This is a genomic window from Bacillus sp. J33, assembly GCF_000518885.1.
Classification (GTDB): domain Bacteria; phylum Bacillota; class Bacilli; order Bacillales; family Cytobacillaceae; genus Cytobacillus.
This window is the reverse complement of the sequence record NZ_JAEL01000085.1, coordinates 1-25,971: the sequence shown is the minus strand read 5'-3', so window position 1 is coordinate 25,971 and position 25,971 is coordinate 1. Positions and strand designations below refer to the sequence as shown.

27 protein-coding genes, 1 pseudogene and 1 riboswitch are annotated in these 25,971 nt (G+C 39.6%); of the genes and pseudogenes, 4 read left to right on the top strand and 24 right to left on the bottom strand.

From position 1 onward, the window contains the following. The coding region (locus L634_RS0121240; protein WP_026584189.1) for a transposase at positions 1 to 210 on the top strand (210 nt) is incomplete at its 5' end. A 143-nt stretch (positions 211 to 353) separates the two neighbouring features. Here the strand turns inward: L634_RS0121240 and L634_RS0121235 are convergent. The 5 genes from L634_RS0121235 to L634_RS0121215 all read right to left on the bottom strand — a co-directional run bounded on the left by L634_RS0121235 (position 354) and on the right by L634_RS0121215 (position 5,122). Further along, positions 354 to 812 carry a YpbF family protein gene (locus L634_RS0121235; RefSeq protein ID WP_026584188.1) on the bottom strand — a complete coding sequence of 153 codons (459 nt, stop codon included), beginning with the start codon at positions 810 to 812 and terminating at the stop codon, positions 354 to 356. Positions 813 to 942: 130 nt separating this feature from the next. Beyond that, complete coding sequence (locus L634_RS0121230; protein ID WP_026584187.1) at positions 943 to 1,692, bottom strand: LysM peptidoglycan-binding domain-containing protein; 750 nt, start codon at positions 1,690 to 1,692, stop codon at positions 943 to 945. Positions 1,693 to 1,979: 287 nt separating this feature from the next. Continuing rightward, positions 1,980 to 2,561, bottom strand: coding sequence for a CPBP family intramembrane glutamic endopeptidase (locus L634_RS0121225; RefSeq protein ID WP_026584186.1), 582 nt, complete (start codon positions 2,559 to 2,561; stop codon positions 1,980 to 1,982). 6 nt (positions 2,562 to 2,567) lie between these two features. Continuing rightward, positions 2,568 to 4,067, bottom strand: a complete 1,500-nt coding sequence (locus L634_RS0121220) for a RecQ family ATP-dependent DNA helicase (RefSeq protein ID WP_026584185.1) — start codon at positions 4,065 to 4,067, stop codon at positions 2,568 to 2,570. Then, on the bottom strand, positions 4,064 to 5,122 hold the full coding sequence (locus L634_RS0121215) for a helix-turn-helix domain-containing protein (RefSeq protein ID WP_026584184.1): 1,059 nt from the start codon (positions 5,120 to 5,122) through the stop codon (positions 4,064 to 4,066). The genes L634_RS0121220 and L634_RS0121215 overlap by 4 nt, the downstream gene beginning before the upstream one ends. Before the next feature lie 374 nt (positions 5,123 to 5,496). Between L634_RS0121215 and L634_RS0121205 the strand changes: the two genes are divergently transcribed. Next, positions 5,497 to 5,745: a ferredoxin gene (locus tag L634_RS0121205; RefSeq protein WP_026584182.1), complete on the top strand. Its 249-nt coding sequence runs from the start codon at positions 5,497 to 5,499 to the stop codon at positions 5,743 to 5,745. A 147-nt stretch (positions 5,746 to 5,892) separates the two neighbouring features. Here the strand turns inward: L634_RS0121205 and L634_RS0121200 are convergent, their stop codons facing one another. The 19 genes from L634_RS0121200 to L634_RS0121100 all read right to left on the bottom strand — a co-directional run bounded on the left by L634_RS0121200 (position 5,893) and on the right by L634_RS0121100 (position 25,274). Further along, entirely contained in the window at positions 5,893 to 6,477 is a 585-nt protein-coding gene (locus L634_RS0121200; RefSeq protein WP_026584181.1) for an ECF transporter S component, read from the bottom strand. A gap of 161 nt (positions 6,478 to 6,638) precedes the next feature. After that, positions 6,639 to 6,812, bottom strand: a riboswitch (FMN riboswitch). Between the two features lie 310 nt (positions 6,813 to 7,122). Further along, a complete protein-coding gene (locus tag L634_RS0121190; RefSeq protein ID WP_026584180.1) occupies positions 7,123 to 7,935 on the bottom strand; it encodes a histidinol-phosphatase in 813 nt (270 codons plus the stop codon). A 64-nt stretch (positions 7,936 to 7,999) separates the two neighbouring features. Next, positions 8,000 to 8,944, bottom strand: a complete 945-nt coding sequence (locus tag L634_RS0121185) for a M23 family metallopeptidase (RefSeq protein ID WP_026584179.1) — start codon at positions 8,942 to 8,944, stop codon at positions 8,000 to 8,002. A gap of 528 nt (positions 8,945 to 9,472) precedes the next feature. Continuing rightward, complete coding sequence (locus tag L634_RS0121180; RefSeq protein WP_232233810.1) at positions 9,473 to 10,756, bottom strand: hypothetical protein; 1,284 nt, start codon at positions 10,754 to 10,756, stop codon at positions 9,473 to 9,475. Beyond that, the gene (gene sigX, locus L634_RS0121175) at positions 10,728 to 11,279 is read right to left on the bottom strand and encodes an RNA polymerase sigma factor SigX (protein ID WP_026584177.1); all 552 of its coding nucleotides are present in this window, start codon (positions 11,277 to 11,279) and stop codon (positions 10,728 to 10,730) included. Before sigX ends, L634_RS0121180 begins: the two co-directional genes overlap by 29 nt. A gap of 436 nt (positions 11,280 to 11,715) precedes the next feature. Continuing rightward, complete coding sequence (locus L634_RS0121170) at positions 11,716 to 13,500, bottom strand: ATP-binding protein (protein ID WP_026584176.1); 1,785 nt, start codon at positions 13,498 to 13,500, stop codon at positions 11,716 to 11,718. Next, positions 13,497 to 14,213 (bottom strand): response regulator transcription factor, encoded by a 717-nt coding sequence (locus tag L634_RS0121165; RefSeq protein WP_026584175.1) that lies wholly within the window; start codon positions 14,211 to 14,213, stop codon positions 13,497 to 13,499. The genes L634_RS0121170 and L634_RS0121165 overlap by 4 nt, the downstream gene beginning before the upstream one ends. 91 nt (positions 14,214 to 14,304) lie before the next feature. Then, positions 14,305 to 15,486 (bottom strand): c-type cytochrome biogenesis protein CcsB, encoded by a 1,182-nt coding sequence (ccsB, locus tag L634_RS0121160; RefSeq protein WP_026584174.1) that lies wholly within the window; start codon positions 15,484 to 15,486, stop codon positions 14,305 to 14,307. A gap of 12 nt (positions 15,487 to 15,498) precedes the next feature. After that, positions 15,499 to 17,130, bottom strand: coding sequence for a cytochrome c biogenesis protein ResB (resB, locus tag L634_RS0121155; protein ID WP_026584173.1), 1,632 nt, complete (start codon positions 17,128 to 17,130; stop codon positions 15,499 to 15,501). A 20-nt stretch (positions 17,131 to 17,150) separates the two neighbouring features. Next, positions 17,151 to 17,675, bottom strand: coding sequence for a thiol-disulfide oxidoreductase ResA (gene resA / locus L634_RS0121150; protein WP_026584172.1), 525 nt, complete (start codon positions 17,673 to 17,675; stop codon positions 17,151 to 17,153). A 231-nt stretch (positions 17,676 to 17,906) separates the two neighbouring features. Further along, entirely contained in the window at positions 17,907 to 18,632 is a 726-nt protein-coding gene (gene rluB / locus L634_RS0121145) for a 23S rRNA pseudouridine(2605) synthase RluB (protein ID WP_026584171.1), read from the bottom strand. A 495-nt stretch (positions 18,633 to 19,127) separates the two neighbouring features. Then, entirely contained in the window at positions 19,128 to 19,664 is a 537-nt protein-coding gene (locus L634_RS0121135; RefSeq protein ID WP_026584169.1) for a spore maturation protein, read from the bottom strand. Positions 19,665 to 19,671: 7 nt separating this feature from the next. Further along, complete coding sequence (locus L634_RS0121130; protein ID WP_026584168.1) at positions 19,672 to 20,259, bottom strand: nucleoside recognition domain-containing protein; 588 nt, start codon at positions 20,257 to 20,259, stop codon at positions 19,672 to 19,674. Next, the gene (locus L634_RS0121125; RefSeq protein WP_026584167.1) at positions 20,252 to 21,403 is read right to left on the bottom strand and encodes a D-alanyl-D-alanine carboxypeptidase family protein; all 1,152 of its coding nucleotides are present in this window, start codon (positions 21,401 to 21,403) and stop codon (positions 20,252 to 20,254) included. The genes L634_RS0121130 and L634_RS0121125 overlap by 8 nt, the downstream gene beginning before the upstream one ends. A gap of 334 nt (positions 21,404 to 21,737) precedes the next feature. Beyond that, positions 21,738 to 22,628, bottom strand: a complete 891-nt coding sequence (locus L634_RS0121120; protein ID WP_026584166.1) for a superoxide dismutase — start codon at positions 22,626 to 22,628, stop codon at positions 21,738 to 21,740. 232 nt (positions 22,629 to 22,860) lie between these two features. Continuing rightward, positions 22,861 to 23,349: a YpuI family protein gene (locus L634_RS0121115; RefSeq protein WP_026584165.1), complete on the bottom strand. Its 489-nt coding sequence runs from the start codon at positions 23,347 to 23,349 to the stop codon at positions 22,861 to 22,863. A 30-nt stretch (positions 23,350 to 23,379) separates the two neighbouring features. Next, positions 23,380 to 23,799: a hypothetical protein gene (locus L634_RS0121110; RefSeq protein WP_026584164.1), complete on the bottom strand. Its 420-nt coding sequence runs from the start codon at positions 23,797 to 23,799 to the stop codon at positions 23,380 to 23,382. Positions 23,800 to 23,920: 121 nt separating this feature from the next. Continuing rightward, positions 23,921 to 24,511 (bottom strand): SMC-Scp complex subunit ScpB, encoded by a 591-nt coding sequence (scpB, locus tag L634_RS0121105; RefSeq protein WP_026584163.1) that lies wholly within the window; start codon positions 24,509 to 24,511, stop codon positions 23,921 to 23,923. A gap of 1 nt (position 24,512) precedes the next feature. Further along, complete coding sequence (locus L634_RS0121100; RefSeq protein WP_026584162.1) at positions 24,513 to 25,274, bottom strand: segregation/condensation protein A; 762 nt, start codon at positions 25,272 to 25,274, stop codon at positions 24,513 to 24,515. 235 nt (positions 25,275 to 25,509) lie between these two features. Here L634_RS0121100 and L634_RS0121095 point away from each other — a divergent pair, with 235 nt between their 5' ends. Together L634_RS0121095 and L634_RS34415 are read left to right on the top strand one after the other, a co-directional pair. After that, positions 25,510 to 25,611: a YjcZ family sporulation protein gene (locus L634_RS0121095; protein ID WP_026584161.1), complete on the top strand. Its 102-nt coding sequence runs from the start codon at positions 25,510 to 25,512 to the stop codon at positions 25,609 to 25,611. Between the two features lie 163 nt (positions 25,612 to 25,774). Further along, positions 25,775 to 25,971: pseudogene (locus L634_RS34415) on the top strand (IS5/IS1182 family transposase); the annotation flags it as partial.

Here is a 25,971-nt window from a genome sequence, read left to right as displayed (position 1 = left end):
GTCAGACAAAACCGGCTTTCCAAATCTGGAAAGATACTATATAAATTCAGAAAAGAAAAAGTGGAGCGAAGCTTCGCAGACTCAAAAGAGCTGCATGGGCTTCGCTATTGCCGGTTACGGGGACTACACAATGCAAGCGAGCAGGTGCTTCTCACCGCAGCTTGCCAGAATATGAAAAAGATCGCCATGCACCTGGCAAAGCTAGGATAGGTGCATGGCGATCTTTTTTTAAACCAGAAAAGCTAATCTTCCTTTGGTATATTTCTTTTTAAGAAAAACTTTGTTGAGAAAAAATACCCCTTTCTCAACAAGCTGAGAAGCAGTTTGGCTGCTTCTTTTTGCTGTTTACTGTGCTATTTATTCTCATGATAAAGGTTAATATCATAATTTTTCTTCATCATTTCAAAAACGGTATGCCGGTTTTTCCATTCATCTTCTTTTTTCCATAAGTCTTTGCTCTTATCGATGATTTCGCATCTTAATGCATGATATTCATTTTCCGCTTTTTCTCTCTTTTCTCTAAGCAGGTTCATCAGCCCATATAAGCCAACCGTAAAAATAAGCAGATAGAAATTTGCCGATTGGTTGACAAACGCCGAGAACATGGAAGCAAATGAATACGAAAAAGGCTGCATCACCGTTTTGTAAATATACAAAAAATATAGGAAAGATATAAAAACGGTTGCCCACATGGCAATCAGATGCCATGTCTTGAACTTATCAAACTTTTGTTTTCTCTCCACAACTTTTTCCAGCATCTTACGTGTAGCCTGATCGGTTCTATCATCAAGCATTCTAATAGGCGACTCCACCATTCTCCCTCCTCTTTTCATAATAATGTATGAGCTTGTACAACATTATATGACTGGAGAAGTTGAGTCTCATTGTATAGTTGCAGCAGACCTGTTGAAGCTTTGTTCCAAACTGAAAAATAACATGCTGCTAATTAAGCGGAATTTTTAATACTTGGCCCGTATGGATTTCATTGGACTGCAAGTTATTCGCTTGCTTTATTACGTCGATTCCCTCCTGTGATTGATAATAGTTCATTGCAATCCTAAAGATGGTTTCCTTCGGCTTAACCGTATGATAGACGACTTTGCCTTCTGTTTTAGTTTCTTCCTGGTTCTTTGTTTCTGAAGCTTTTTGCGAATCCACTTGTTCCGGTTCAGCTTTCCCGGCCAGTTTTGGCTGCTCCTCCTGCTTTGGCTGGACTATTGAATGCTTAACTTCTGAATCATCTGCGGGAGAAGACTGGGTGTTAGAATGTCTTTTTTCTTCCTCCTGTTTTTCAGGAGAAGTCTTAGGCACTGTTTTAGCTGGTTCTTTACTTTCTTCACTATCTTCTCTTACTTCTATTGTTGTCCCTTTATCTGTGTCTCTTGACGCATATCCTACAGTTTCAAAGCCTGTTTCACCTGTCCCAGCTACTTCCGCAATTCCAATGCCCTTATCTTTGCTTAAATATGTATAGATACTGAAAATGGTTATGGGAAGCAGGATAAAAAACATAGAGAGCAATCGGATTACAGGGTATTTTAATTTCCATTTATTTTTTTTTCTTTTTTCCTGATGGACCCTGCTCCTTGGCGGCAAGGCGGCTTTCTGCCCGCTATTATCTGATTCCTGCTTTCTATCAATCTTTTTGCGCAGCCGTTCAGCCTGATCCCTATAAGGTCCTTCTTTATTCATGTAACATCACTTCCTATAATAATTTTCCTAAGAAGCCATTTTATATTTTGACTCTTTTCTCATAGATTGCTGTTATTACTTATAAATTCTGTCCATTGGTTTCACTTAATTAGGAGTTGAAGCAACAAACTTTACCAAAGTAGCCTTTATATTTAACTATTTAAATTTGCCTGTTGATATCTGCTCCAGTCAACAATGTTCAAAATCCAGCGGGCTTTGAATATCTATTTATTTGAATCTTTGGCTAATCGTTCCTTTTCGCTTCCCCATTATTTCCAACTCTCATTTCAGCTTCTAGAATGTCGGATACGTATCGTGACACCTAATAAAAAATCAATGAGGAAGTGCATAACGATTGTAACAAGCAAATTTTCAGTTACAAGATAAATATAACCTATAAGAAAGCTTAATGTAATAATATTTAAAAACAAAAACCAATTAAATAAATACCTATAATGGACAAGTGCAAAAATAACGCTTGAAATGAAGAGCCCAAAATGTGTTTGAATAACGCCTCTGAATAAGAGCTCCTCGCTAAAAGCTACCACCGCTGCTATTACCGCAATATGAAGCAGGCTGCGGTTTCTGAAGACCCTTTCATTCAATCCTCCATCATCATATAGAGAATTTGGGAGCAGCTTCATGAGTATTAGATCGGCTATAACAATACCGACTCCCGCTGTTACTCCTACCAAAAGGATGTTTTCATCCCCCAAAATAAATAGGTCAAAAAAATCCGTAAAGCTATCAAATAAAAGAATACCCAAAATAAAAGAGATGACTAAAAGCAGCATTTGCGTAATATAGAGATGATATAATAATTCTTTATCAGACAATTCCTTGATGATAGCAGCATATTTCTTCTTCATTTTCATTCACTCGTAAGTAATCAGAAGTGACTCTAAATGATTCTTCCAATCATAAATACTATACTCCTGATTTTCTAAATTCGTTTTTTTGGTAAAGCTGTCATATTCCATTCCACATACATCACAGCAATTATGTATGGTGTCTGTTTTTTTCTCGTTGAAATAGGAAAGTATATGTTCTCGCCGGCACAAGTTTTTGCTTATCCACCTATATACTTCTTTAATACTCTGCTTTTTTAACTCAAGCCTTCTCTGGTTATAAACCTTCATCTCTTCCAAAATCTGTTCAAGCGTAATCCCTTTCTTGTATTTTCGATCAAAAAAGTCTTCGAAAACTCTCCATTGTGTATCTGTTAAGCCCGATAGCAGCCTAACCTGTTCTTTATATTGAGATAGATTGGCGATAGCCTCAGAATTCTCCTCCAGCCAATCATGAATCCAATCAACTTGGTTTTCATCAGGCAATTCGCTTTCAGCGAGCTGATAAGGAAGCTGTTCATCTCCTGGAGCAAAAAGGAGAATGGCAATGCTTTTATTTCCATCTCTTCCAGCCCGTCCGATTTCCTGCAAATAGGATTCAATTTGAAGCGGCATATGAAAATGAATAACATACCGGATATTCTCTTTATTTATCCCCATGCCAAAGGCACTCGTAGCACATATAAGATCGAGCTGTCCATGAATAAATTGCTGCTGAACCAGAATTCTTGTCTCCTGGTCCATCCCCCCATGGTAAGCCATCACACGGCCAATTCCATTGTTCTTAAGAAATTCTGCAGTTTGTTCTGCCATTTTTTTGCTGGAAAAATAGATAATACCGGGGCCCTGCAGAGTTTCTGCCAGCGAAACAAGCCGTTCTGTTTTTTCCCGAAAGCTATTTAATTTTTCTATCGACAGTGATATATTGGGACGATCTACAGAATATATATATTCGTTACTATCTGTTATACAAAGCGACTTTTTTATATCTTCCTTTACCTCAGGGGTAGCTGTAGCTGTTAAAGCTATTGTAAGCGGATTTCCAAGCAGTTCTCTTACCTCTCCAAGCTTTAGATAGTCCGGTCTGAAATCATAGCCCCATTGCGATATGCAATGGGCTTCATCCACAACAAATAAGGCAATTCTCAATTTTTTCAGCTGGGACTTTACTGATTCAAAATGAAGCATTTCCGGTGAAATAAAAATAAACTTATATTTGCTTAAATTCATCAGTGATTGTTTCTTTTCTGCATGTGTTAAAAAAGAATTAAAAGCAATCACCCTCTTCTCCCCATTCAGCATTAACTGCTCAGCCTGGTCCTGCATTAAAGATAGCAAGGGAGAAATAATAATCACCTGGCCATCAAGCAGGTAGCCGGGAAGCTGATAGCAAAGTGACTTGCCAGTACCTGTAGGAAGCATGGCAATAGTATTTTTTCCTGAAAGGACAGATGCAATGACTTCTTTCTGGCCAGGCCTAAAGGATGCATAGCCAAATGTTTTCAATAAAATAGCTTCTAAATTCATCTTTCTTCTCCAAACTTCGCCAATACTAATCTAATTTCAAAGTATTCCGCTTCCGGAACCAATTGGCGAATGTGTTTTAGCTGCCGTGATTCAGACCTTTTCGCTGCATCAAGGATCGAATGCTGCAAGTCTTCTGAAACATATGGTGTGATATCGAAGCCGCGCTCATTTAAAGCTACTTCAACCACATGATCTTCAATTGTACTTTTCTTCAGTCTTCTAATGCCTGCTATTTTATCTAGATCCAAGCCCTGTTTTAACAGAGCATAGGTTTTATTAGTCGAAAGGGTCAGCGGAACTTGCACCTCATGCCCTGAAACCAGCTTTCCCATCAAAGGATACCGGTCAGGGCTTCGTACAATGCAGCCTATTATATAATGAAGAACACCCAGGAACTGATGATGATAAAAGTCAGGGCTTAACCCTAGCTGTGCTGCAGCCTGATCTGAGGTAAGTCCAATATGGTTATAGCCTGTAAGCCTTAGCGTAAGAACTGCAGGGCTTATATCTCTAAGACCATTAAGACACTCCTGCAGCTCTTTATTTAACAGTATTCCAAGTTCATCCCTGGCAGTTCCTGATGTTGAAAGAAAAGCCTTTAGCCACACATGGACGTCCCTTTTTCGTTGAACTGGAAGATATTTAGCATGATTATGATTTAAATGCGATATGACCTGAACAAGAAGTGAAAATCTTTCCCAAAATACGTCTGTGGATTTATGATATAGCCAGCCGTTTAATGAAGAAGGAATAGGGCACTCTAAAAGAGCACTCTGCAAATACCTCTCTCCTTGCGAAGTTAAAACATAGTGGCCATTTTCATTTTTGCTGATCCAGTGAACACTATCAAGTTCATCAGCAAGATGTTCCAGTTCGTCCCTAGTAAGATGCCCAAATGTTTTAAATAAACGGGTTAATTCAAATAAGTGGGCATCTTGTATCGTTTGTGAAGATTTTTTGCCATTTAATAAGTGCAAAATGGAATAGACCGTCCTTTGGCCCTGTAATTGTTTGAGACAATATAAAATGACAATTTTTAAATATGACCTATCCATGTTTAATCACCTTATTGGCTCTATTTTTTTGCTTTTAAAAGCTTACCTGTTAATATCCAACACAGGCACTTGGTTTTTCGGGAGTCCCGCACTTCCGGCAAATCAACATAGTGCTAAGCAGCAATTTCTTAAACACAGCTTTTTGAATTGTTGCCTGGATAAATGTGCTCTTCTCCATTTTATCATGAAAGAATTTAAGCATACCGTTTTAAATAATTTAATTAAGGTAATTTAAGCACAAACCCAGTTGTGATAAGCATTCTCAATACATTTTCTATTGAAAAGTTTCCGATACAGTTTTACAATAGATATGAGGAATGCGTTACCATCAATAAGATGGATGATTATTGTTTAAATCTTGGGAGGTTTTTTTCATGGCAAAGTATACGATTGTTGACAAAGAAACATGCATCGCATGTGGTGCTTGTGGAGCAGCTGCACCAGACATTTATGATTATGATGACGAAGGAATTGCATTCGTTACCCTTGATGATAACCAGGGAATCGTTGAAATTCCGGACGTATTAATTGATGATATGATGGATGCTTTTGAAGGCTGCCCAACTGATTCTATTAAAGTAGCTGACGATGCGTTCGACGGCGATCCGCTTAAATACGAATAGATCTTCAATTATATCTAACCACTGTTAAGCTACTGCTCCCTTTCATTTCTGAAAGGGAGTTTTTTAATGAAAATTTTTGGAAGAAGCAAAAAAGCAACGGAGCAGTGCATTAAGACCGTTGCTTTTATATTTTATATTTTATATTTATTAAGCTGCGTTATTGTAACCAGCTTGTTTATTCATCCAAGTTCCCATTCTTGCAAATAGCAGCATGAATACGATGGAGATGAGCAGACCTTTGACAATGTTAAACGGCAAAATGCCTGTTACGATCATCGTGCGCATTTCAGGTGCTGTCATAGCAGGGAAGTTTAGGAAAAACGTATAAGCTGGCAGGATGATTAAATAGTTTAACACGCTCATCATAACAGCCATAATCATGGTGCCGGCGAATAACCCGAAGGTCATGCCTTTTTTTGTTTTCAGCTTATTGTATACATAGTATGTTGGCAAGACAAATAGGATGCCAGCTGCGAAGTTCGCAATATGGCCGACAGGAACCCCTGTTGCGCTGCCAGTCATAAAATAATCAAGACTATTTTTAATTAATTCAACTAGAATTCCTGCAGCCGGGCCAAAGATTAACGCTGCGATCAATGCAGGGATATCGCTAAAGTCAATCATTAAAAACTGTGGAAATGGCGGGATCGGAAAGTTCAGCAGCATTAAAATGTAAGAGATGCTGCCCAGCATTCCTATTGATACTAAAGCTTTGATATTAAGTTTTTTCATGTTCCTCTCTCCTTTTTAGGACTATCTCTCCTATAGAAGAAAGGTTCGGCAAAGCTAGTGTCTCTGCAATAAAAAAACCTCAAGCTTATCGCTTGAGGGAGAATTGCAAAGGCACGCTTAATAAACGTTCAAAACCTGCATTTTTTGAACGCCTGCTGAACCTCCATCTTCTCCCATCCAGACTGTACTGTCGGCTTTGGATTCGCACCAAATCCTGCCCAATTAAAATGTAAAGCTCTTATTATTTAAGAAGCTTTACGCTCAGGCTCGCGGGCTTAGAGTCATAGGGACTCATCACCGCCGGTCGGGAATTTCACCCTGCCCCGAAGATAGACCGTATTAATTTTATACATCTCTTATTATACTGTAGATGAAATATTATGTGAAGGAATTTTACTTGGTGCTTATATGCAGAGAGGGACATACAGGAGATTTGCTGGGTATGCAAGTGGTTTTACGTACAGGGGCCTTTCTATTTCAGCGCAGGCTTGCTTTTTCTGTGCGATTTCTTGTTTTGCGCCTGGAATCAAATTTGTTATACAATCCTAAAGCTTTACGCGGACTTTTATTTTTGTTTTATATGCTAGCAGTAGCGGTTCATCGCCCAATGGAACGATAAAAGGATGGCCGAGAGCCATCCTCTTATTATCCAAGCGGATATTCTTTTCTTTCCCCTTTTGAGAAGGTCATAATAGATTGGTATCCGACTGCTTTGGCAAGTGATAGGGCCTGATCGAAGTCAGCTCCAACATGCTCTGGGAAATGAGCATCGGATGAAAGCACAATTGGTATATTCTTTTCAAAGCACTTTTGCAAAAGCCTCTTATCAGGATAAAGTTCCCCTACCGGCTTTCGCAAACCAGCCGTACTAATTTCAACACAGGTTTTTGACTCTGCAAGTGCGTTTGCTGCACGGTCATACTGCTCCAGTAAAAATTCTTCATCCGTGGGAACATATTTAAAAATCTTTACAAGGTCAAGGTGGCCTACGATATCAAATAAATTCGATTGGGCCAGAGTTACGACCTGGTCAAAATATTTTCTGTAGACATCATAAAGATCTCTCTTATCCCATTCTTTTCTGAACTCTGCAAGGTCTATTCCAAAATCCCCTACCCAATGGATCGATCCAATCACGTAATCAAAAGAGTAGCTTTTAATGAATTTCTCCATTTCTTCATGCTTTCCTGGCGTATAATCCATTTCTATGGACATTTTTACATCGATCCCTTTGTTCCATGCTTCATGAAAAACATTTACATAGTCTTTCATATCATAATAGCGCCTTTCGTTTACCCATGGATTCTGCAGGATGTCCGCTGTCTGGTAGAAGTGATAGGCATGCTCGGAAATACCGAAGCTCCCAATCCCTTTATAGGCTGCTGCATCTGTAAATTTCTTTAAATACTCCAGGCTTAATGTGCCATTTTCAAGATGATTATGATAATCTGTCAGCATTACTCCAACTCCCCCAAGTTTTTTACCCATTATACTTTAAGGGAGTAAAGCGATGCAATCATATTTATTCGTTTTTATTAATTATTAGCAATTGTCCCACTTTAATGTTATCAGAATCAATATTATTTAAATCTTTAATCTTTTGTACTGTTGTTTGATAGCTTTTAGCGATTAATGTAAGGGTATCCCCTTTTATCACCGTATGCTGCCCAGGATTTTCCGGGTTTATTCTAAGCTTTTGACCTGCGAGAATTTTATTTTCTTTTAAATTATTTATGTTTGAAATGTTATCTACTGATAAATTGTATTTCTCGGCAATTTCCCATAGTGTTTCTCCAGGCTGGACGATATGCACTGCTTTATCTGCCCCGATTCCATTCGCTGTATTACCATTAGAAGCTGTTTTTTCCTTCTTTTGACTCTGTACAGGCCTCAACTGAGATATTTGAGCAGATACTGCATGAGCAGCGTCATCATCTAATGTAGCAAATACTGGTTGTCCAATTTCTTCCTCACCTAAAGCCACAAAAGGATCGACTGCATTTTCTTTATTAACTGTCCATTCCTGCATATGTATTTCAAAGTGGAGGTGCACCCCAGATGAATCACCGGTGCTCCCCATTGTTCCTATTTTCTGCCCCTGTTCAACTTTTTCACCTTTACTTGCTAAGCGCTCGTTCATATGGGCATATACCGTTTCTGTTTTGTTCCCATGTTTAATAAAGACAACATGTCCATATGTTTGCGAATAATAGGATTTTGAAACAAAACCAGAGTCGACAGCATATACTGGCGACCCGGATTCTGCGGCAATATCGATTCCCTTGTGATGGCCATGCCTCGTCCCAAATGTATCTGTAATTACCCCATCTGCCGGCCACATCCAGTGCTCTGTCAGCTCCCCAATGTTTAACTCTGCAGCATTTGAGTGCTTCCCTCCCAGAAATAATAGGCCAACACATAAAGCCATTATTCCTGCAATAAAGAAACGCCTAATGTAATCCCTCATTCTTTTCCTCCTGTAATGTTAGCTTGAATCACTAGCTGGATGATTGAGCCTTCCGAGAATGTCTCAGCCGCTCTCTTTTCACCCTATGACAGCTTGTACTTTTTTAGAACTGAAATATATTTTGGCTCTTTTCTCAAAATTGTTGTTGTACTTATAAATTCTGCCCGCTGATTTCAGCACGGGGCACTCAAGCTTCCCCGGGGAGGGTGAGAGCCTCCTTGGCTTCGCCTATGGGTCTCCCACTGTCCTATTTTCGGAGATGGATATTGGAAAAGCACCCTTGAATAAACACCTCATCGTTAAAAATGCGAATGCATTTTCGAGAAGTCAAGTGCCCTACGATACAATCAACCCAGTTGGTTAAATTTAGTTAACACCCGAAAAGCAACAAACTTTACGAAAACAGCCTATATTTTTAAAGCTGGTCCCAACAGCACATTTGTTAGTATACTTCCTGCCATAGGTTTTTTATGCAAAAGAAGGAAATTTTGGATAATACAAAAAAGACAGCCTCATTTGGCTGCCTTTTTAGTTTGGCAATTCACGTTTATTTGCCGCAACCGGCACTTTTAAATCATTCGTCAGATCGAACTTGCCAATTTTATCAACATCGGCATTTTCAATTTTAACCGTCTCAAAATTGAACTCCTTTGCCGTCAGAAGAATCGCCTCAATGGCATGCAGGGTTGATTCATTATCAATGATTTCAGATTCACTTTCAAAGCGGATCAGCAGCTTCCTATCTTGTATTTCTTCTGCCTCAAAATTGATATCTTTAGGTATGGATGCCTGCAAATTGTTTTCTGCCCGGTTCTCTTTCATAGCCCGTAAAGCATCTTTTATAGAATTCAGCTTTTCCCTTAGAGGAACCATAAATGGTTTTGATTCCGATCCATTTGGATAGAGAAAATAATAAATCAAGTTGCCATTTCCTGTCTCCGGAACAAACTCTTCCCTATAGCCGTAATGGCTAAATTCTATGCCCTTTTGTCCTTCTGTTTCCAAATTAATCTTTTCAATTTCAAGATTGCTCATGATATTTGAAAGAACCTGTTCCAGCATCTGTTCGGCAGAAGAGGACATACTATAAGGATGATCGAGTGGCACATCAACAGTTAAAGCTCTATTTTCCTGATCAAAGCTAAAGCTTGCATTTAAAGGATAATAATCTTTTAATCCCCACTCCTCTTCTGTAAGCCTGCTCATATTGTCTTCGAATAGTTGAAATTTGGATTTAGCGGGATCCTCTTCAACCAGAACGCTGACGGGAACAATGTTTTGGGCAGTTTTATCTGGAATGGCATATGTTAATATTTCTTTCCCTGCCAAATCTTCCTCATAAACAGCAGTTTCACTCGCATCAGCTTCTACAGATCTCAAACTATTTTGATCATTGGATTCAATTTCGGCATTATTTTTAGAAGGTTCATCGTATTGGCTTGTGTGATTCTCGCTTGTGTTATTCTCGCCTGTTTCTTCCCTTGCGGTTATTTCAGCTTGTTCATCCTTTGCTTCAAACGTGTTATTTTCACTAGCAATATCTGCAGAAGATGATGATTTACCAGCTTTCATCTCTACTGGTTTTTCGGCAGAATCCTGCCAATTCATAATGTTCGGGGCAAGAATAAAAAATAGGAGCAAGGCAGCGGCTGCTGCAGCAGATGGCAGGATCCATGTTCTTTGCTTTCGCTTTCCAAGCTTCATTTCAATATTTTGATATATGTCTTTCGGATCGCGGCTATCTTTTATTTTTGGCATTTGACTTAGCAATTTTTCAAGCTGCTCATCGCTCAAGCTTGACTTCCTCATCATCCATCCCCTCCTTTTCCATTATGTCTTCCATATGCTTTTTCAAAACCTTTAATGCCCGATGCTGAGTGGTCTTAACCTTGCTTTCAGTCCAGCCTAGTGCATCAGCTGTCTCAGTAATGGTAAGTTCATGAATATAACGCATAATAATAACGAGCCGCTGATCAACTGTACATAAATCCAGGCAACGATAGATCAGCTGAATTTCTTCCCTTTGCATAGCAATCTCTTCCGGCAAGGGAAGCCCATCCTCCACCTGCTGGGTCGACCAGTCAAATTTCTCCAAAATCCTTTGCTTCCAGCCTTTTTGTTTGCGGAAGGAATCAATGGCAACATTCCGTGCTATCGAAAAAAGCCATGTTTTCTCGCTGCTCTTCCCTTCAAACCGTTGATACGATTTTAATACTCTTATATAAACCTCTTGGACTAAATCCTCAGCCAGTTCCTTGTTTTTGACCATATAAAAAAGAAATTGAAATACGTCATGATGGTATTTTTTATAAAGCTCATCAAAAACGGAGTCCATGGATTCCCCTCCCCGTTCAATAAAATAGTCGTTTTATCTCTCAAAAAAGTTACAACTTAACTATATTATTATTCTGCAGAAAAGCGCAAGAGCCTGTTCAGGAGAGACAAACATAATACAAGCGCTTGCAGAAGGTGTATGATACCTTTCAGAAGCGATTTGCTTATGACCTGGCCCCCAGGCTCTGGAACTAGACATAAAAAAAGGAAGGATATTTCAGACATCCCCTTCCCCAATTCTTATTTAAAGACACTGTTAAATTTACCTGTTGATTTCAGCACGAGGCACTCAAGCGCTCAACGTGCGGTCCGGCGCTTCACGGTGCTGCACCTTCCGCTCCAATCAGCAGGGTGCTAAAAATCAACATTAAGCTTTAACACAGCTTATTTAAAAAATGTTTCCCGTGTATCAAGAACAATCGCCATATTTCTTTATTTTACTTTTCAATTCGCGGAATAAAAATTGAAAATGTCGTACCTTGTCCAAGCTTGCTTTGCACGGTAATATGGCCTTTATGAGCCTCAATGATATTTTTCGCAATAGCCAGTCCAAGTCCGGTTCCGGAACGTCCTCTGGTCCTTGCTTTGTCTGCTTTATAAAAGCGTTCAAAAACAAATGGAAGGTCTTCTTCAGGAATGCCTGAACCTGAGTCTTTAACTTCAATAAACAATCCGCGTTCATCACTTTGTTCCGTTACCTGAACTACACCATTCTCTGGCGTGTGGCGGATTGCATTATCAATTAAGTTAGTCATCACCTGTTCAATTCTGTCCGGATCAAAAGGTATATGTGTTCCCTTACTTTGAAAATTATATTCCAGGCTGATATCTTTATCTTTTGCCAGACCCTGAAATTTTCTTACGATCCTTTGCAGGTAAGAATTCACTTCTATTTCTTCCATTGTCAGCTGAATATGCCCTGCTTCCATTCTGGCGAGATCCAGCAGTTCATTTACTAGCCTTCCCATTCTTAAAGATTCGTCATATATGACACTTGCCATTTCCTTTTTCTCTTCATCCGTTCCCGCTATATCATCAACAATTGCCTCGCTATAGCCCTGCATCATAGAAATAGGAGTCCTTAATTCATGAGAAACATTCGCAATGAAATCATTGCGCAATTTATCAAGTTTCCTTTCTTCCGTCATATCCCTAATTACAGCCACAGCGCCTCTGATAAACTTATTATTATACAGAGGACTTACAATGATCACCCAGGAACGGCCTTGGATGGAGATTTCTCCGATCTGTTCTTTTTCCGTGTTGACAGCTAGCTGAAATAGCTCCATTACTTGTGATGGCACAGCCTCTGTATTATTGTTGGATTCATCCTGTTCATAGAACCAGCTTTGTAAAAACCGTTCTGCCGGGGGATTTGTTATAAGGATGGTACCATCCCTGTTAAATGTGATAACACCATCTGCCATGCCGCTTAAGATACTTGCCAGCTGTTCTTTTTCCTGGCTGAGGGCATTCATATTAAATTTCAGCTGTCTGCCCATTTGATTAAATGCAGTCGCTAATTCCCCAATCTCATCATTAGTAAGTATCGGTACCTTTGTATCAAATTTACCTCTTGCCACTTCAAAAGCAGCCTCTTTCATTTTCCTGAGCGGTGCGTTAATCCTAGTTGACAAGAAGAAAGCAAAAATTGTCGTTAAAATGATGGCAACTCCAGCAGCAAGCAAAATAAACTTTGTTGTGGATCTGGTTGTTTCCTGCATTACTTCAATTGACTGATAGATAAAAACGGCTCCATTGCTGTTACCCATATCAAGAGGAACACCTATAATTAAAATCCTGCTCTCATCATCAGCAACTGAATCTGTATATTCAGGGTTAACCGCGGATTCTTTTTTAACCGTCTTATTATTCGCAAGAACTTCTTTTAAGTCCTCTTCCTCAGTTAAATAAGTGATAGGCAGCTTTAATGAATCAGTATGGTTGGGAGAGTAATAATACTCTGTAGGTGACTTTATAATTACGACTTTTGTTACGTCATCGACTAGTTCCCAGGAAATTTCAAGGCCAACATCATGTTCATGCTCTTTTAACATTCTGGTGATTTTATGAGCAGTATTGGTCAGCCCTTTCTCGGTTTCATTTATATGATAATTTTCAAAAAACTCGAGAAGCATTACTGTTAAAATCAGTAAAACAAATGATACTAATAAGATAATTGTTCCCCAAAGTTTACCTACAACACTCCGCCAGAGCATCATTCATTAATGACCTCAAACTTATACCCTACGCCCCATACAGTAACAATCATTCTGGCAGCCTGCTCAGAGACCTTGTTTAATTTTTCGCGCAGTCGCTTAACATGGGTATCTACTGTTCTTAAATCACCGAAAAATTCATAGTGCCATACTTCTTTCAAAAGCTGCTCGCGATCAAAGACCTTATCCGGTGCTTTTGCAAGGAAGTAAAGCAATTCATATTCTTTTGGAGTCAGACTTACCTCTTTTCCGTCAGCCAGTACTCTGTGGGCGTCGTTATCAATTGTCAAATGCGGGAATACAATGACGTCTTTGGCTGTAGTTTCAGTTTGGAGAAAAGTCGTTTTAGACGACCTTCTCAACAAAGCCTTTACACGCAGCACCACTTCTCTTGGACTGAATGGCTTTACAATATAATCATCCGTACCTACTTCAAATCCTTGGACTCGGTTGACTTCTTCCCCCTTGGCTGTAAGCATAATAACAGGAGTAGCTTTTTTCTCTCTTAATTCTCTGCAAACTTCAATCCCATCTTTCCCAGGCATCATTAAGTCAAGAAGGATGACATCATAGTCATTTGCCAATGCCTTTGATAAAGCCTGATTTCCGTCTTCAGCTTCATCAATTATATAATTTTCACGTTCAAGATACATTTTCAATAGTCGACGGATCCTTTCCTCATCATCCACTACTAAGATCTTCACTTCCTTTTCCATTTCACAAATCCCCCTAAATATTTGATAAAAAAACAAATGAAGTTTTAATTAAAGCCTTCACTGCTGTGAAGTGAAGGCTAAGATATTCCCATTATGATCCAGCATAGGAATGAAGGCCTGCGATGACCAGGTTAACTGCAACAAGGTTGAACATGATAATGATAAAGCCTATAACAGCCAGCCAGGCAGACCTTTCCCCATGCCATCCCTTGGATAGGCGAAGATGCAGGTATGCAGCATAGAATAGAAATGTAATCAGTGCCCAAACTTCTTTTGGATCCCATCCCCAAAAACGTGTCCAGGCAATTTGTGCCCATATCATTGCAAAAATTAATGCTCCGAGCGTAAATACTGGAAATCCGATTAAGACTGAACGATAGCCAATCTCATCAACTAGATCAAGATTGATATTTTTCACAAGAGGCTGAAGCGCTGCTCCGATCCGTTTGCGGAGTACTGCTCTTAAAACCAGGTATAGAATAATTCCTGAAGCTAATGACCATATGACTGTATTTAATTTTTTGGCATTAATGATTGCAGGCATTTCAACTAACGGTTCAAACTTTCCTTCTGTCAGCAGCTGCCCCTCATTCGGACCTGTCAAAGCAGGCATGTGATATTCAAGAACTGCTTCCTGTCCATTTTTATCTATCCAATTAAATTCGGCCTTATAGCCCATTGCAGAAAAAGTCGAACTAATAATGACAAATCCTAGTGTGCAAACCAATCCAAACAAAACCGCCTCAAGCCAGAATCTCTGTTTGCTTTGTTTTGTTTGATCAACTGATTTTACAAGATAGATAATTCCCGCCGCGAAACTTACGGCCAAAATAGCTTGCCCCACTGCAGCAGTAGTAACGTGAATATGAAGCCAATCACTTTGCAATGCAGGAATAAGAGGGGAAACTTCCCTTGGGAACATACTTGCATAAGCGATCATAAGCAATGCAACCGGAAGCGTAAAAACTCCCAAAACAGGTGTTTTATAAATTAGGTAAATAACAATAAATGCACCTACAAGAGACATTCCAAAGAATGTGGTAAATTCGAATAAATTGCTGACTGGCGCGTGCCCGGCAGCAATCCATCTTGTAATAAAATAACCTAGCTGAGCAACAAATCCAATAATAGAAATCCATAATCCAATTGAAGCCCATTTGTTTGGCCCTTTGTTTGTTCTTTTCTTATCTCTTATGGAGCCAGCAAAAAAGACAGTAGCAATTAAATAGAGGATAAAAGCTGTATATAATAAATTGCTGCTTAACGTAACCACTCCGATTCCTCCTTAGCCTTTGTTTTCACTTTGTTTCTGCAGCTGGTCTTGGGGCACCTCTATCCCTGTTCCATCCAAAACTGCTTCTATTTCCCTTTTAAGTCCATGCCAGTTTTTATTCGTGTGGCCAGCAACCCACACCTCTCCATTAACACGGCGCAGCCAGATCCGGCGATGGTTCCAGTAAGAACCTTGCGCTACACCTATCATGAAAATGGCACCGCCCAATGCGATAATCCATAATGTCAAATCTTTGCGGACTGTCAGGGCCGAGACATTTTTAGTATCCACACCTTTAAATGCCATTTTGTATTCATTATCACCAAATGGCTCAATGGTCTGCCTAATAGCAACAAAACTGATTTCGCCGTCTGGCTTATCCGGTGTAAACATCTTAAAAACAAAGGCTGGATTATTTGGAATCCTTGACTTTGTAACCGGCTCCCCATTCTCATCAAATTCAAAATCAGGGAAATAGCTGACAATTTCGGCCTTATAGCCATTTCCGAGGTCATATACATTTTTCGGATCATTTAAATCAATCGTTATATCCCCAAATTCTTCACCCGTCTTTTTATTAGTCAGGGCAAAGGACATTTTATTTAATTCATTTAGCTTATAATCAACTTGGTATAAGGCAAAGTTTTCAAACTTGAGAGGCTCATTTACTCTGATTTCATAATCCTTGACTTTTTCAAGATTGGCCTCTTCACCTGCAACTGCATTTCCTTGTTTTTTATAAAGCGTGACATTAGACTGGTAATTTTTAGCCACCATTCCTGCTTTATCAATAGCTTCACCAAATACTTCATTATCCTTCTCTTTATCATAGACTTCAAGAATGAATGCATCATTCTTCAAGTAGTATTCTCCTTTGGTTTCAGGGATAACCTTTGTCTCTCCTTCCCTGATCCAAAGAATTTTATCTACATACATGCCAGGTACGAAACGAAGCATGCCGCCAATTAAAAATATGATTAGCCCCACATGATTAACGTATGGGCCCCATCTGGAAAACCGTCCCTTTTCGGCAAGAACGTTTCCATCTTCTTCTCTAATATTATATTTCTTTTCTTTTAATTTTTCTTTTGCCACTGAAAATGCTTTATCAGTATCTTCTACTTCTGATGCCCCAAACACTCTTTGGCGCTGCAGATAGCTCTCATGACGGCTGACCCTCTGCTTCTTTAAAGCCCTATATAATGGTACAACCCTATCAAGGCTGCATATCACCAGCGAGATTCCAATAGAGGCAATCAAAATGAGATACCACCATGAGCTGTATAGGTTATGGAATCCAAGATCATAATATAATTTGCCTATCCAGCCGTACTGATCTTCATAATACTCCGATGCAGGCATGATAGGCGGTATATACATTTCCTGGGGAAGGATCGTGCCAAGCGCTGAAGCAATCAGCGTAATGACAATTAGCCAGACCCCAACCTTTACAGAAGAAAAGAAATTCCATATTTTATCAATAATCGTTTTATTATAGGTTTGCGAACGGCGGGCACTACCCTCATACCGCATATCCAGCAGCTTCTTATCTTTTTCTTTTTCTTCCAGTACCTTGCCGCAAGATTCACAGAGAACAGTACCATGCGGATTTACATGGCCGCATTCGCATTTTACTTCTTTCATATATTAAAACTCCCCGTAACTTATGGTTTAATCTGTTCCATATAGTCCTTAATCATGGCTTCAGTCATCTCGCCTGTAATATACTTCACAACCTTGCCATCTTTATCAATAAGGAAGGTTGCCGGCAGAGGATTAATTCCGTAAGCCGATTGAACCTGGGTATCCTTATCAATAACTATTGGGAAAGACAAGTTGTATCGGTCAGAAAATTTATTTACAGCCAGGTCGGTTTCCCCTACATTGACCGCCAGAACCTGGACCCCTTGATCTTTAAATTGTTTATATTGATTGTTCATATATGGCATTTCTTTTTCACAGGGCTTGCACCATGTACCCCAAAAGTTCAAAAAAACACCCTGCCCTTCGTAATCCGAAAGCCGATGTTTTTCGCCCTTCATATCTGTCAAAACAAAGTCAGGCGCTTTTTCCCCTACAGCGACTTTTTGGACCTGATCCTTTGTGAAATTTGCGTATAAGGTGTATGCAACGGCAGCACCAAGGACTAACAAAATGACCGTTCTCATGACCAGACGCTGCTTTTTCATGTAAAATTCCCTCCCTAAGCGCGACCCCTTAGCTTATATCAGCTGGAAGGAGTCTAAAAACTCAACTTTAAAATTTATTAACATGCATCAGTTACCTATGTAGCAACTTAGGATCATGAATATCCTGCACAGCTGCTTACTATTATATCATTTTTCAACATGCCGACATTGTTAACAAATTAAAGTAACTGTGACACTTCTATGAATTTTTCTGAACAAATCAGACTTGTATCACTTTTTCTTCATTGCAAGTGCACGCAGCTGCTTCACTTCATGTGCCGTTAGTTCCCTTGCGTCACCCGCCGATAATCCCTGCAAAGTCAGGAAACCATACCTTTCTCTTTTTAGTTTCATAACAGGATGGCCGATCGCTTCAAACATTCTTCTTACCTGCCTGTTGCGCCCTTCATGAATACTGATCTCAATAATGGCTGTTTGTTTTTTCTTATCCATTGATAAAAGCTTGGTCTTTGCAGGTGCGGTTTTTCCGTCCTCTAATACAATCCCTCTTTGCAGGCTTTTAATACTCTCCCTTGATGGAATGCCTTTTACCTTTGCTACATACACCTTTTCGATTTCATTGCTTGGGTGCATCAGCAGATTCGCAAATTCGCCATCATTGGTCAGAATCAGAAGGCCTGATGTATCATAATCCAGCCTGCCTACAGGATAAATTCTCTGTTTTATATCTTCAAAGTAATCTGTTACAACCTTCCTTCCCTTATCATCCGATACTGCCGAAATAACCCCTCTTGGTTTATATAGGAGAAAATAAACAGGCTCTTCCCTCTCTACCGGAATGCCATCCACTTCGATTCGATCAGACTGCGACACTTTTACGCCCAATTCCCTGACTGTTTTTCCGTTTACCTTAACACGCCCCTCAGCCATAAGTTCCTCAGCTTTTCTGCGGGAAGCAAAGCCTGCATGGGCAATGACTTTTTGCAATCTTTCCATTTATGTCACCTCATAGAATTAATAACAGATTTTCATTCTTTTTTACTACTAATGAATTATGACACAATTCGTCAAGTTTTCAAAGCAAACCATTATCAAATAAGGTTATATAGCAAACAGCTTTATTAACTGAAAAGTTGAACAATTCCAAAAAAAGATACCTTTTGAGGTATCTTTTTTAAAGACTCTTAAATTGTTGATTTTACTGATAAATATTGCAGGTTGATTTCCGATGCAGACACTTGCTTTCCGCGGGCCTTCCGGTTTCGCCCGTGGAGCCTCCCGCTTTTCTCTCTTCGGTGCAGGACATTGGAATAGCATCCTTGAATATCTCCCTCGCCGTAAGGAAATGCGGAACATTTTCAAGGAGCCAAGTGCCTTCGCTGCAACTCAGCTGATTAACACTGGTTAGCATTTAAAGCAACAAACTTTAACAAAAAATAGCTTTTTAAAATTCCATTTTATTAAGTTTTCCAAAATGGCAAACAGACTAATTTATACACTTCCAAATACAAGCGTAACCACAACGATTGCTGCAATGATGCCCGCAAGATCAGCAAGCAGTCCAACCTTTAAAGCATCACCCATTTTCTTGATTCCAACCGCTCCAAAATAAACGGTTAATACATAGAAGGTCGTATCCGTGCTCCCCTGCAGGACCGAAGCAAGCCGGCCAATAAAAGAGTCTGGCCCATGCACAGCAATCAAATCACTGGTCATTCCAAGGGCTGCCGTACCGGATATCGGGCGGATAATAGCCAAAGGAACGATATCAGGAGGAACTCCGATAGCCTCAAGTCCCGGCCTGATAAGATCCATAAAGTATTCCAGTGCTCCAGACGCCCTAAAAACCGAGATTGCGACAAGCATCCCAACGAGAAATGGGATAATAGAAACTGCAATTTTAATGCCTTCCTTGCCGCCTTCTACAAAGCTTTCATATGTAGGCACTCTTTTAAAAGTGCCATATACCAATATAAATCCTATTAAAACTGGAATAAACCAGAGTGAGATAACCGATATGATCTCCATTTGTACCTCATCCTTTTCGGGTTCTTCGATAATAAAAATACCGGTCTATCATTATAGCCGCCAATGTAGAGCAAAAGGTAGCCACTAAAGTAGGTCCCACAATATCAGTTGGAGAGGCGGAGTCATAATTCATCCTGATCGCTATCACGGTTGTTGGTATTAAGGTTAGGCTGGAGGTGTTGATAGCCAAAAAAGTGATCATTGACCGGCTTGCTTCATTTTTGCCCCCATTTAATTCTTTCAGCTCTTCCATAGCCTTAATCCCTAGCGGTGTTGCTGCATTCCCGAGGCCAAACATGTTAGCCATCATATTTGAAAGTATATATCCCATCGCCGGATGATCATTAGGAACCTCAGGAAAAAGCCTTTTTACAATTGGCCTAAATAGCGCAGCCAGCTTTTTCAAGAGACCTGCATCCTCTGCAATCCTCATCATGCCAAGCCAGAAAACAAGGATACTGATTAGCCCGATACATAGTGTGACCGCTTCTTTTGCACCCTTAAAAATCGCTTCATTTACTTCATTCATGGTCCCGTTTATCATTGCAAAAAGGATTCCAATGGCAGTCAGCATAACCCATATAATATTAACCATCTTTCTTCACTCCGGAAATGGAGGTAAACAAGCTTTTAAAGTAGTCCAAAAAGGACTTGTCTTCCTTAACCTCTTCATGCTTAAAATATATTGGAAGTTTCTTAACAGGCTTATTCTCAAAATAGACTGTTGCATGGCCGACAACTTCCGGGATGTTACGGCTGTCTTCCCACTCCTCTTTTGGCTTTAAAAGCTTAAAATCAATTTTGAACCCATTCTTTTCCTCTTTAGTCACAGGGTAGCTGTATGGGTGTTTCAAATAAACTTTATTTTTATAAAAACCATCTTCTATATCCTTGACTGTCCCTTGAGGGAGAACTTCTACAACATCATAAGTTTTAAATGCAGTCTCATACATATTGATATGGTCATTCCAGTCATCTGGCCCATTCAAGGTTACAGCGATCAAGTTTAGATTTCCTTTTGATGCAGTTGTAACTAACGTTCTTTTTGCACGTTTTGTATATCCTGTCTTTCCTCCGGTACAATATTCATACATTTCTGTCAGCAGCCTATTCTTGTTTTTCCACACTCTGTCCCAGCTTTCATTCGGGTTTGGGGCTCTATGGACTTTTGTACCTGCGATTTCTTGGTACTTTTCATTTTTCATGGCATACCTCGTTAACAAAGCCATGTCATAAGCTGTTGAATAATGGTCTTCATGATCATCTAATCCATGCGGGTTGGCAAAATGAGTATTTTTCATCCCGATTTCCTCCGCCTTTTGATTCATTAAATAGCTGAATCCTTCAAGGCTTCCCCCAATATGCTCCGCAATGGCTACTGCCGAATCGTTTCCCGAGCGAAGCATAAGCCCGTAAACCAAGTCCTCAAGCTTAATTTTTTCGCCAATCTGTAAATATATCGATGAGCCCTCAGCTCTGACAGCCTGCTCACTCACTTTAACCATTTCATCCATTTCCCCTGATTCAATCGCCAGAATGGCTGTCATGATTTTTGTAATGCTTGCAATTCTTCTGACTTTATTTGCTTCCTTTTCATAAAGAATGCGGCCTGAATCCTGTTCCATTAAAATAGCGCTTCGTGCACTAACCGAAACAGAAGCTTCTGCCTTCTGCGGAATATTCATCATTACTAATGCGGCAACTAACAGTATTGCCATTAGCCTATTAAAGATTTTCATTTGCAAAAACCCCGTCTCCTTTTATGGATGTCTATTTTAATAGAAAAGCTCACGAATTCATCGCTTAACAAAAGTGCCTGTTTGAAAAGGCATGCTTTTCTTTTATTTGTACAAGTTTATGCCGGCCAAGTAGTGATATGCCTAATAAGTAAAACTTGTCCCTTTGCGATTACCTAAAGGAGCTTGTCCTTTAAAAAGGCTCTTTTCTCATAAATTGTTGTTTTCACTTATAAATTCTACTGTTGATTAACCTTAGTTAGTCGCCCGAAAAGCACAAACTTTACGAATACAGCAAAAAAAAACGGGAAACAGCATTCTGTTCCCGCATCATAAGTCAAAATGGCTTCCATTTTAGCTGAGAGGCCTTGAGGTAGCGATCTTCGACATCCTTCCAATTAACTACATTCCACCAGTTTTTCACATATTCTCCGCGGTTGTTTTTATACTGAAGATAATAGGCATGTTCCCATACATCCAAAACCAGGAGAGGAATGGTATCCCATTGAGTAAGGAGCATATGTCTTTCTGATTGAAGAATTTCTAGCCTCCGAGACCTTGGGGACCAAACCAGGATTGCCCAGCCAACACCTTCAACCTGCTTAGCCGCCTCAGAAAAATGAGTCTTGAACCGATCAAAGCTTCCGAAATACTTATTGATTTCATTTAATAAAGCACCTGAAGGCTTTCCGCCCCCTTTAGGACTCATATTATTCCAGAAAATAGTATGAAGATAGTGTCCTGAACCATGAAAAGCGAGTTCGCGGGACCAATGTTTTACAAGGCTGTAATCGCCTTTGTCCCTAGCCGCTTGAAGCATATTTTCCGCTTTATTTAAACCATCTACATAGGACTGATGATGCTTTTGGTGGTGGAGCCTCATAATTTCCCCTGATATATGAGGCTCAAGCGCTTTATAATCATATGGCAGCGGAGGAAGAGTATGTTTTCCGGCAGCAATATAAGGTTCATTCGCATAGATATTTCCGACTTGCTGCCGATTAGTGAAATAATTTTCCATATCTGAGTGAAGTTCATCAACCTGTTCCTGAATTTTTTCCAGCTCATGTATTTCAAGCGGGCCATTTATTCCTTCCATGATGTCCGAAAGACGATCCAATCTCTGCCATAGTTCATTATTTTTTTCTACATCCTCTGATTCTAAGAAATCTCTCAGCTCCCCGTTCCATTTTGCAACTTCCTTAATGTAATCTTCCAGTTTCCCCATACAATCCTCACTCACTTCCTTATTAATTAGGTCACTTTCTATTCTTATGAACGAAAGATTGTACGATTGCCAAAGAATATTTTTTCAGAATTTGGCTGTTTTTTACGAGCTGGTTTGCGGAACCGTCACTTGGCTGCTAACACACTATGTCAAACTTGTTACATCCTTATCGATAGTTCGATAAAGTTTAGCCCATAAAAAAAGAACAGCAGGTCGCTGTTCTTTTTTAAAACTATTTCGATTGGATCATTTTTGTACGATAATCCGTTTCATAATATTCCAGTTCTTCTCTAATTCTTTGGAACTCCCCTTCCAGTTGGCGGAACATAGCTTTTAGGCTGTCAGGGACTTCCTCATGGAACTCGATGCTGTTTTTGCCTGTATAGGCAGAACGGCTATTTTCGAACCATGCATCATTTTTTGGAGAGAAAAACTCTTCTATGCATTGATGATAGATTCGATATAAAGTCTTTTCGGCAGCACCCTTTTGGAAAGGATCGCTTTTGGAAATTATATTGCAGGTATCTAGACCTTCCTCACAAAAGACAAGAAGCTTTCTTACATGGGAAAGGATGCTTTTATAATAATCCGCATTTCCCTGTTTTTCTGCTTCCAGGTCTTTAATGGTTGTATTATTTAAAAAATCTTCAAAAACTGTAACGCTATTACCGAGGAAATTCTTCACATCTTCCATCTGTGATTTAACGATCGTATTCCCCATTATTACACCCCCATATTTGTACACTGGTTATTATTGCGGTTGAATAATAAATTCTAAAGGAGATCGCAGGCCATAGGACTTTTTGTTCTCCAGCGCTTCAAAGATAGAGGGAAGCTTGGAAAAGTCAAGATCCTGAAAATAGGATGCGAAGTCAGCCTTTGAATTGATATAAATTCGTTTGCGGTGCCTGAAGCCCGGGTTTTTTAATAAACATGAAAGTGCAACAATATCTTTGAATTCAACCTCTCTGGAACCCGCAGCAAAGACCGGGTCACTTTCATAAGGGGTAAACTCATTCATGGACTCATCAAAGTAGCGCACATATAAAACATGAAAAGTCTTTTCCAGTCCATCTTCCTCAAACACAACTTCACTTCTATTAAAGAAATCCTCAGATGTGTTTGGCTTTTCTTTCTCCAGTTCATATCCCCTGCAGTGTTTAATCAGCAAGCTAAACCCTCCTAATTCCCTCGGTGGTTATCATAAAATATGTATGAAATCTATTAAGAAAAGAAAAGGGAAAAAATTTAAGTTTATTTTACCATACTTCTTTTGGAATGTGTCAGAAAACTCAAGAATCAATCTCCTGAAACTTTTCAAAGAATAAATCAGCCTCTTCCTGGAACGAATCCTCTTCTTCACTCACGTTATCCGGAAGCGGAGGGAGCTCTTCAATGCTTTTAAGCCCGAAATAATCAAGGAATTCTTTTGTTGTGCCATACAGGTACGCACGTCCAGTCCCTTCCGCCCGTCCAACTTCTTTAATTAAAGCTTTTGCAGCCAGTGTCTGAAGAGGTCTCTCGGTCTTAACTCCGCGAATTTCTTCAATCTCTGTTCTTGTAATAGGCTGCCTATAGGCAATGATAGCCAATGTTTCGAGTGCAGCCTGTGATAAAGTAGCAGCTGAAGGGGATTCTACGAGCTTTTTTAAGTACGGAGAGAATTCTTTCTTTGTTACAAGCTGGAATGTTCCAGCAAGCTCAACTACCATAATACCTCGCGTGCTACTGCTATTATAATCATCGATTAAGCTATCCATGATTTCACGAGCCTGCAGTTCTTCCACCTCTAAAACATGGGCTATCTGCTTTAGCGATAAGCCTTCATCTCCCGCAGCAAACAGGAGGCTTTCTGCTATTCCCTTCCAATTGATAATCTCCAAACTAGTTTCCTCCTTCAGTGGATGCAACAAATATCTCTGAGAAATTTTGATCCTGTTCAACAATAATTTCCCGGCGCTTTATTAATTCCAGCACAGCCAGGAACGTTACGACAATATGTTCTCTGTCCGGCACTGGAAATAGTTCATTGAAGCTTTTTCTGCCCTTAAAGTTTTTAAGCTGTTCAACAATTTCAGACATTCTCTTTTCTATAGGTATCTCCTGGCGGGCAACTTTAGTAGACAGAGGTCTTTGAAGTTTTTTCCTTCTTAATAGCTTTTGCAAAGCACCAAGCATATCATATAAGCTTACATTCAGTTCTGTCTTTTCCGGCTGCATGTCTTTAACGTATTCCGAAAGATCAGCAGGCGGTTTTGAGTACAGCAAGCTCCTTTCTCGCTCCCGCTCCTTTAATTCATCAGCCGCTTCTTTATATTTTCGATATTCGATGAGCCGTTCCACAAGTTCTTCCCTTGGATCTTCATCCATTTCCATGCCGAACTCATCCTCCAGCTCTTCCTCTTCATGCTTGGGAAGCAGCATTTTGCTTTTAATAGCCAAAAGTGTAGCAGCCATTACAAGATACTCGCTAGCAATATCGAGCTGCAGCTCCTTCATTGTATGTATGTATAGAAGATACTGCTCAGTGATTTCTGATACCGGAATATCGTAAATATCTATTTCCAGCCGATTAATAAGATGAAGGAGCAAATCGAGAGGCCCTTCAAAAGCATCTATCTTTACGTTATATTGATCATATTGCATAAATTCCCACCATTTTTTTCTGCCAAAGTATGTTTTAGAATCCCCTATCCATGTATAAATGGGTAAAAGACTATATTTAGTATAGATTATTCACTTGTGTTATCCAATAGCAAAATCCCCCTATGGATCAGATTATCTGCCAATTTAACCGCATAAATAATGAATCCGCCCAAACACTCCGGCAATTGCCTACATAGAATGTAATGAATATATAGAAAAACAGGAGGTATTTGTTATGTCTGATGCAGGATTTAGCGATTGCTGGGGTACCGGGTTTGCTTTGATTGTAGTTCTGTTTATTTTACTGATTATTGTAGGAGCTTCCTGGTGCTTCTAAAGATATATAGTTTACTGATAAAACAGCTGTAAGCCCGGCTAATGCCGGGTCAGGCTGTCGAGAAACTATCGACAGCCTTTATTTTAATAGTTAACTTTAATTATTCACCGCGTTAATATGTTATAATTAACCCATTAAATCCTATAGATTGTGGTGAATTTACATGTTTAAACCCAAAGAATCTTCGCAAAATGAAATTGAATTTGTGTCTATTGATGAACTTGTTCCTTCGGACCACCTTCTGCGAAAAATAGATCAGTACATAGATTTTTCAACCATTTTAGATAAGGTTCGCCCATATTATAGTGAGGACAACGGTCGACCAACGGATCCTCTACTTCTATTCAAAATGATGTTTAT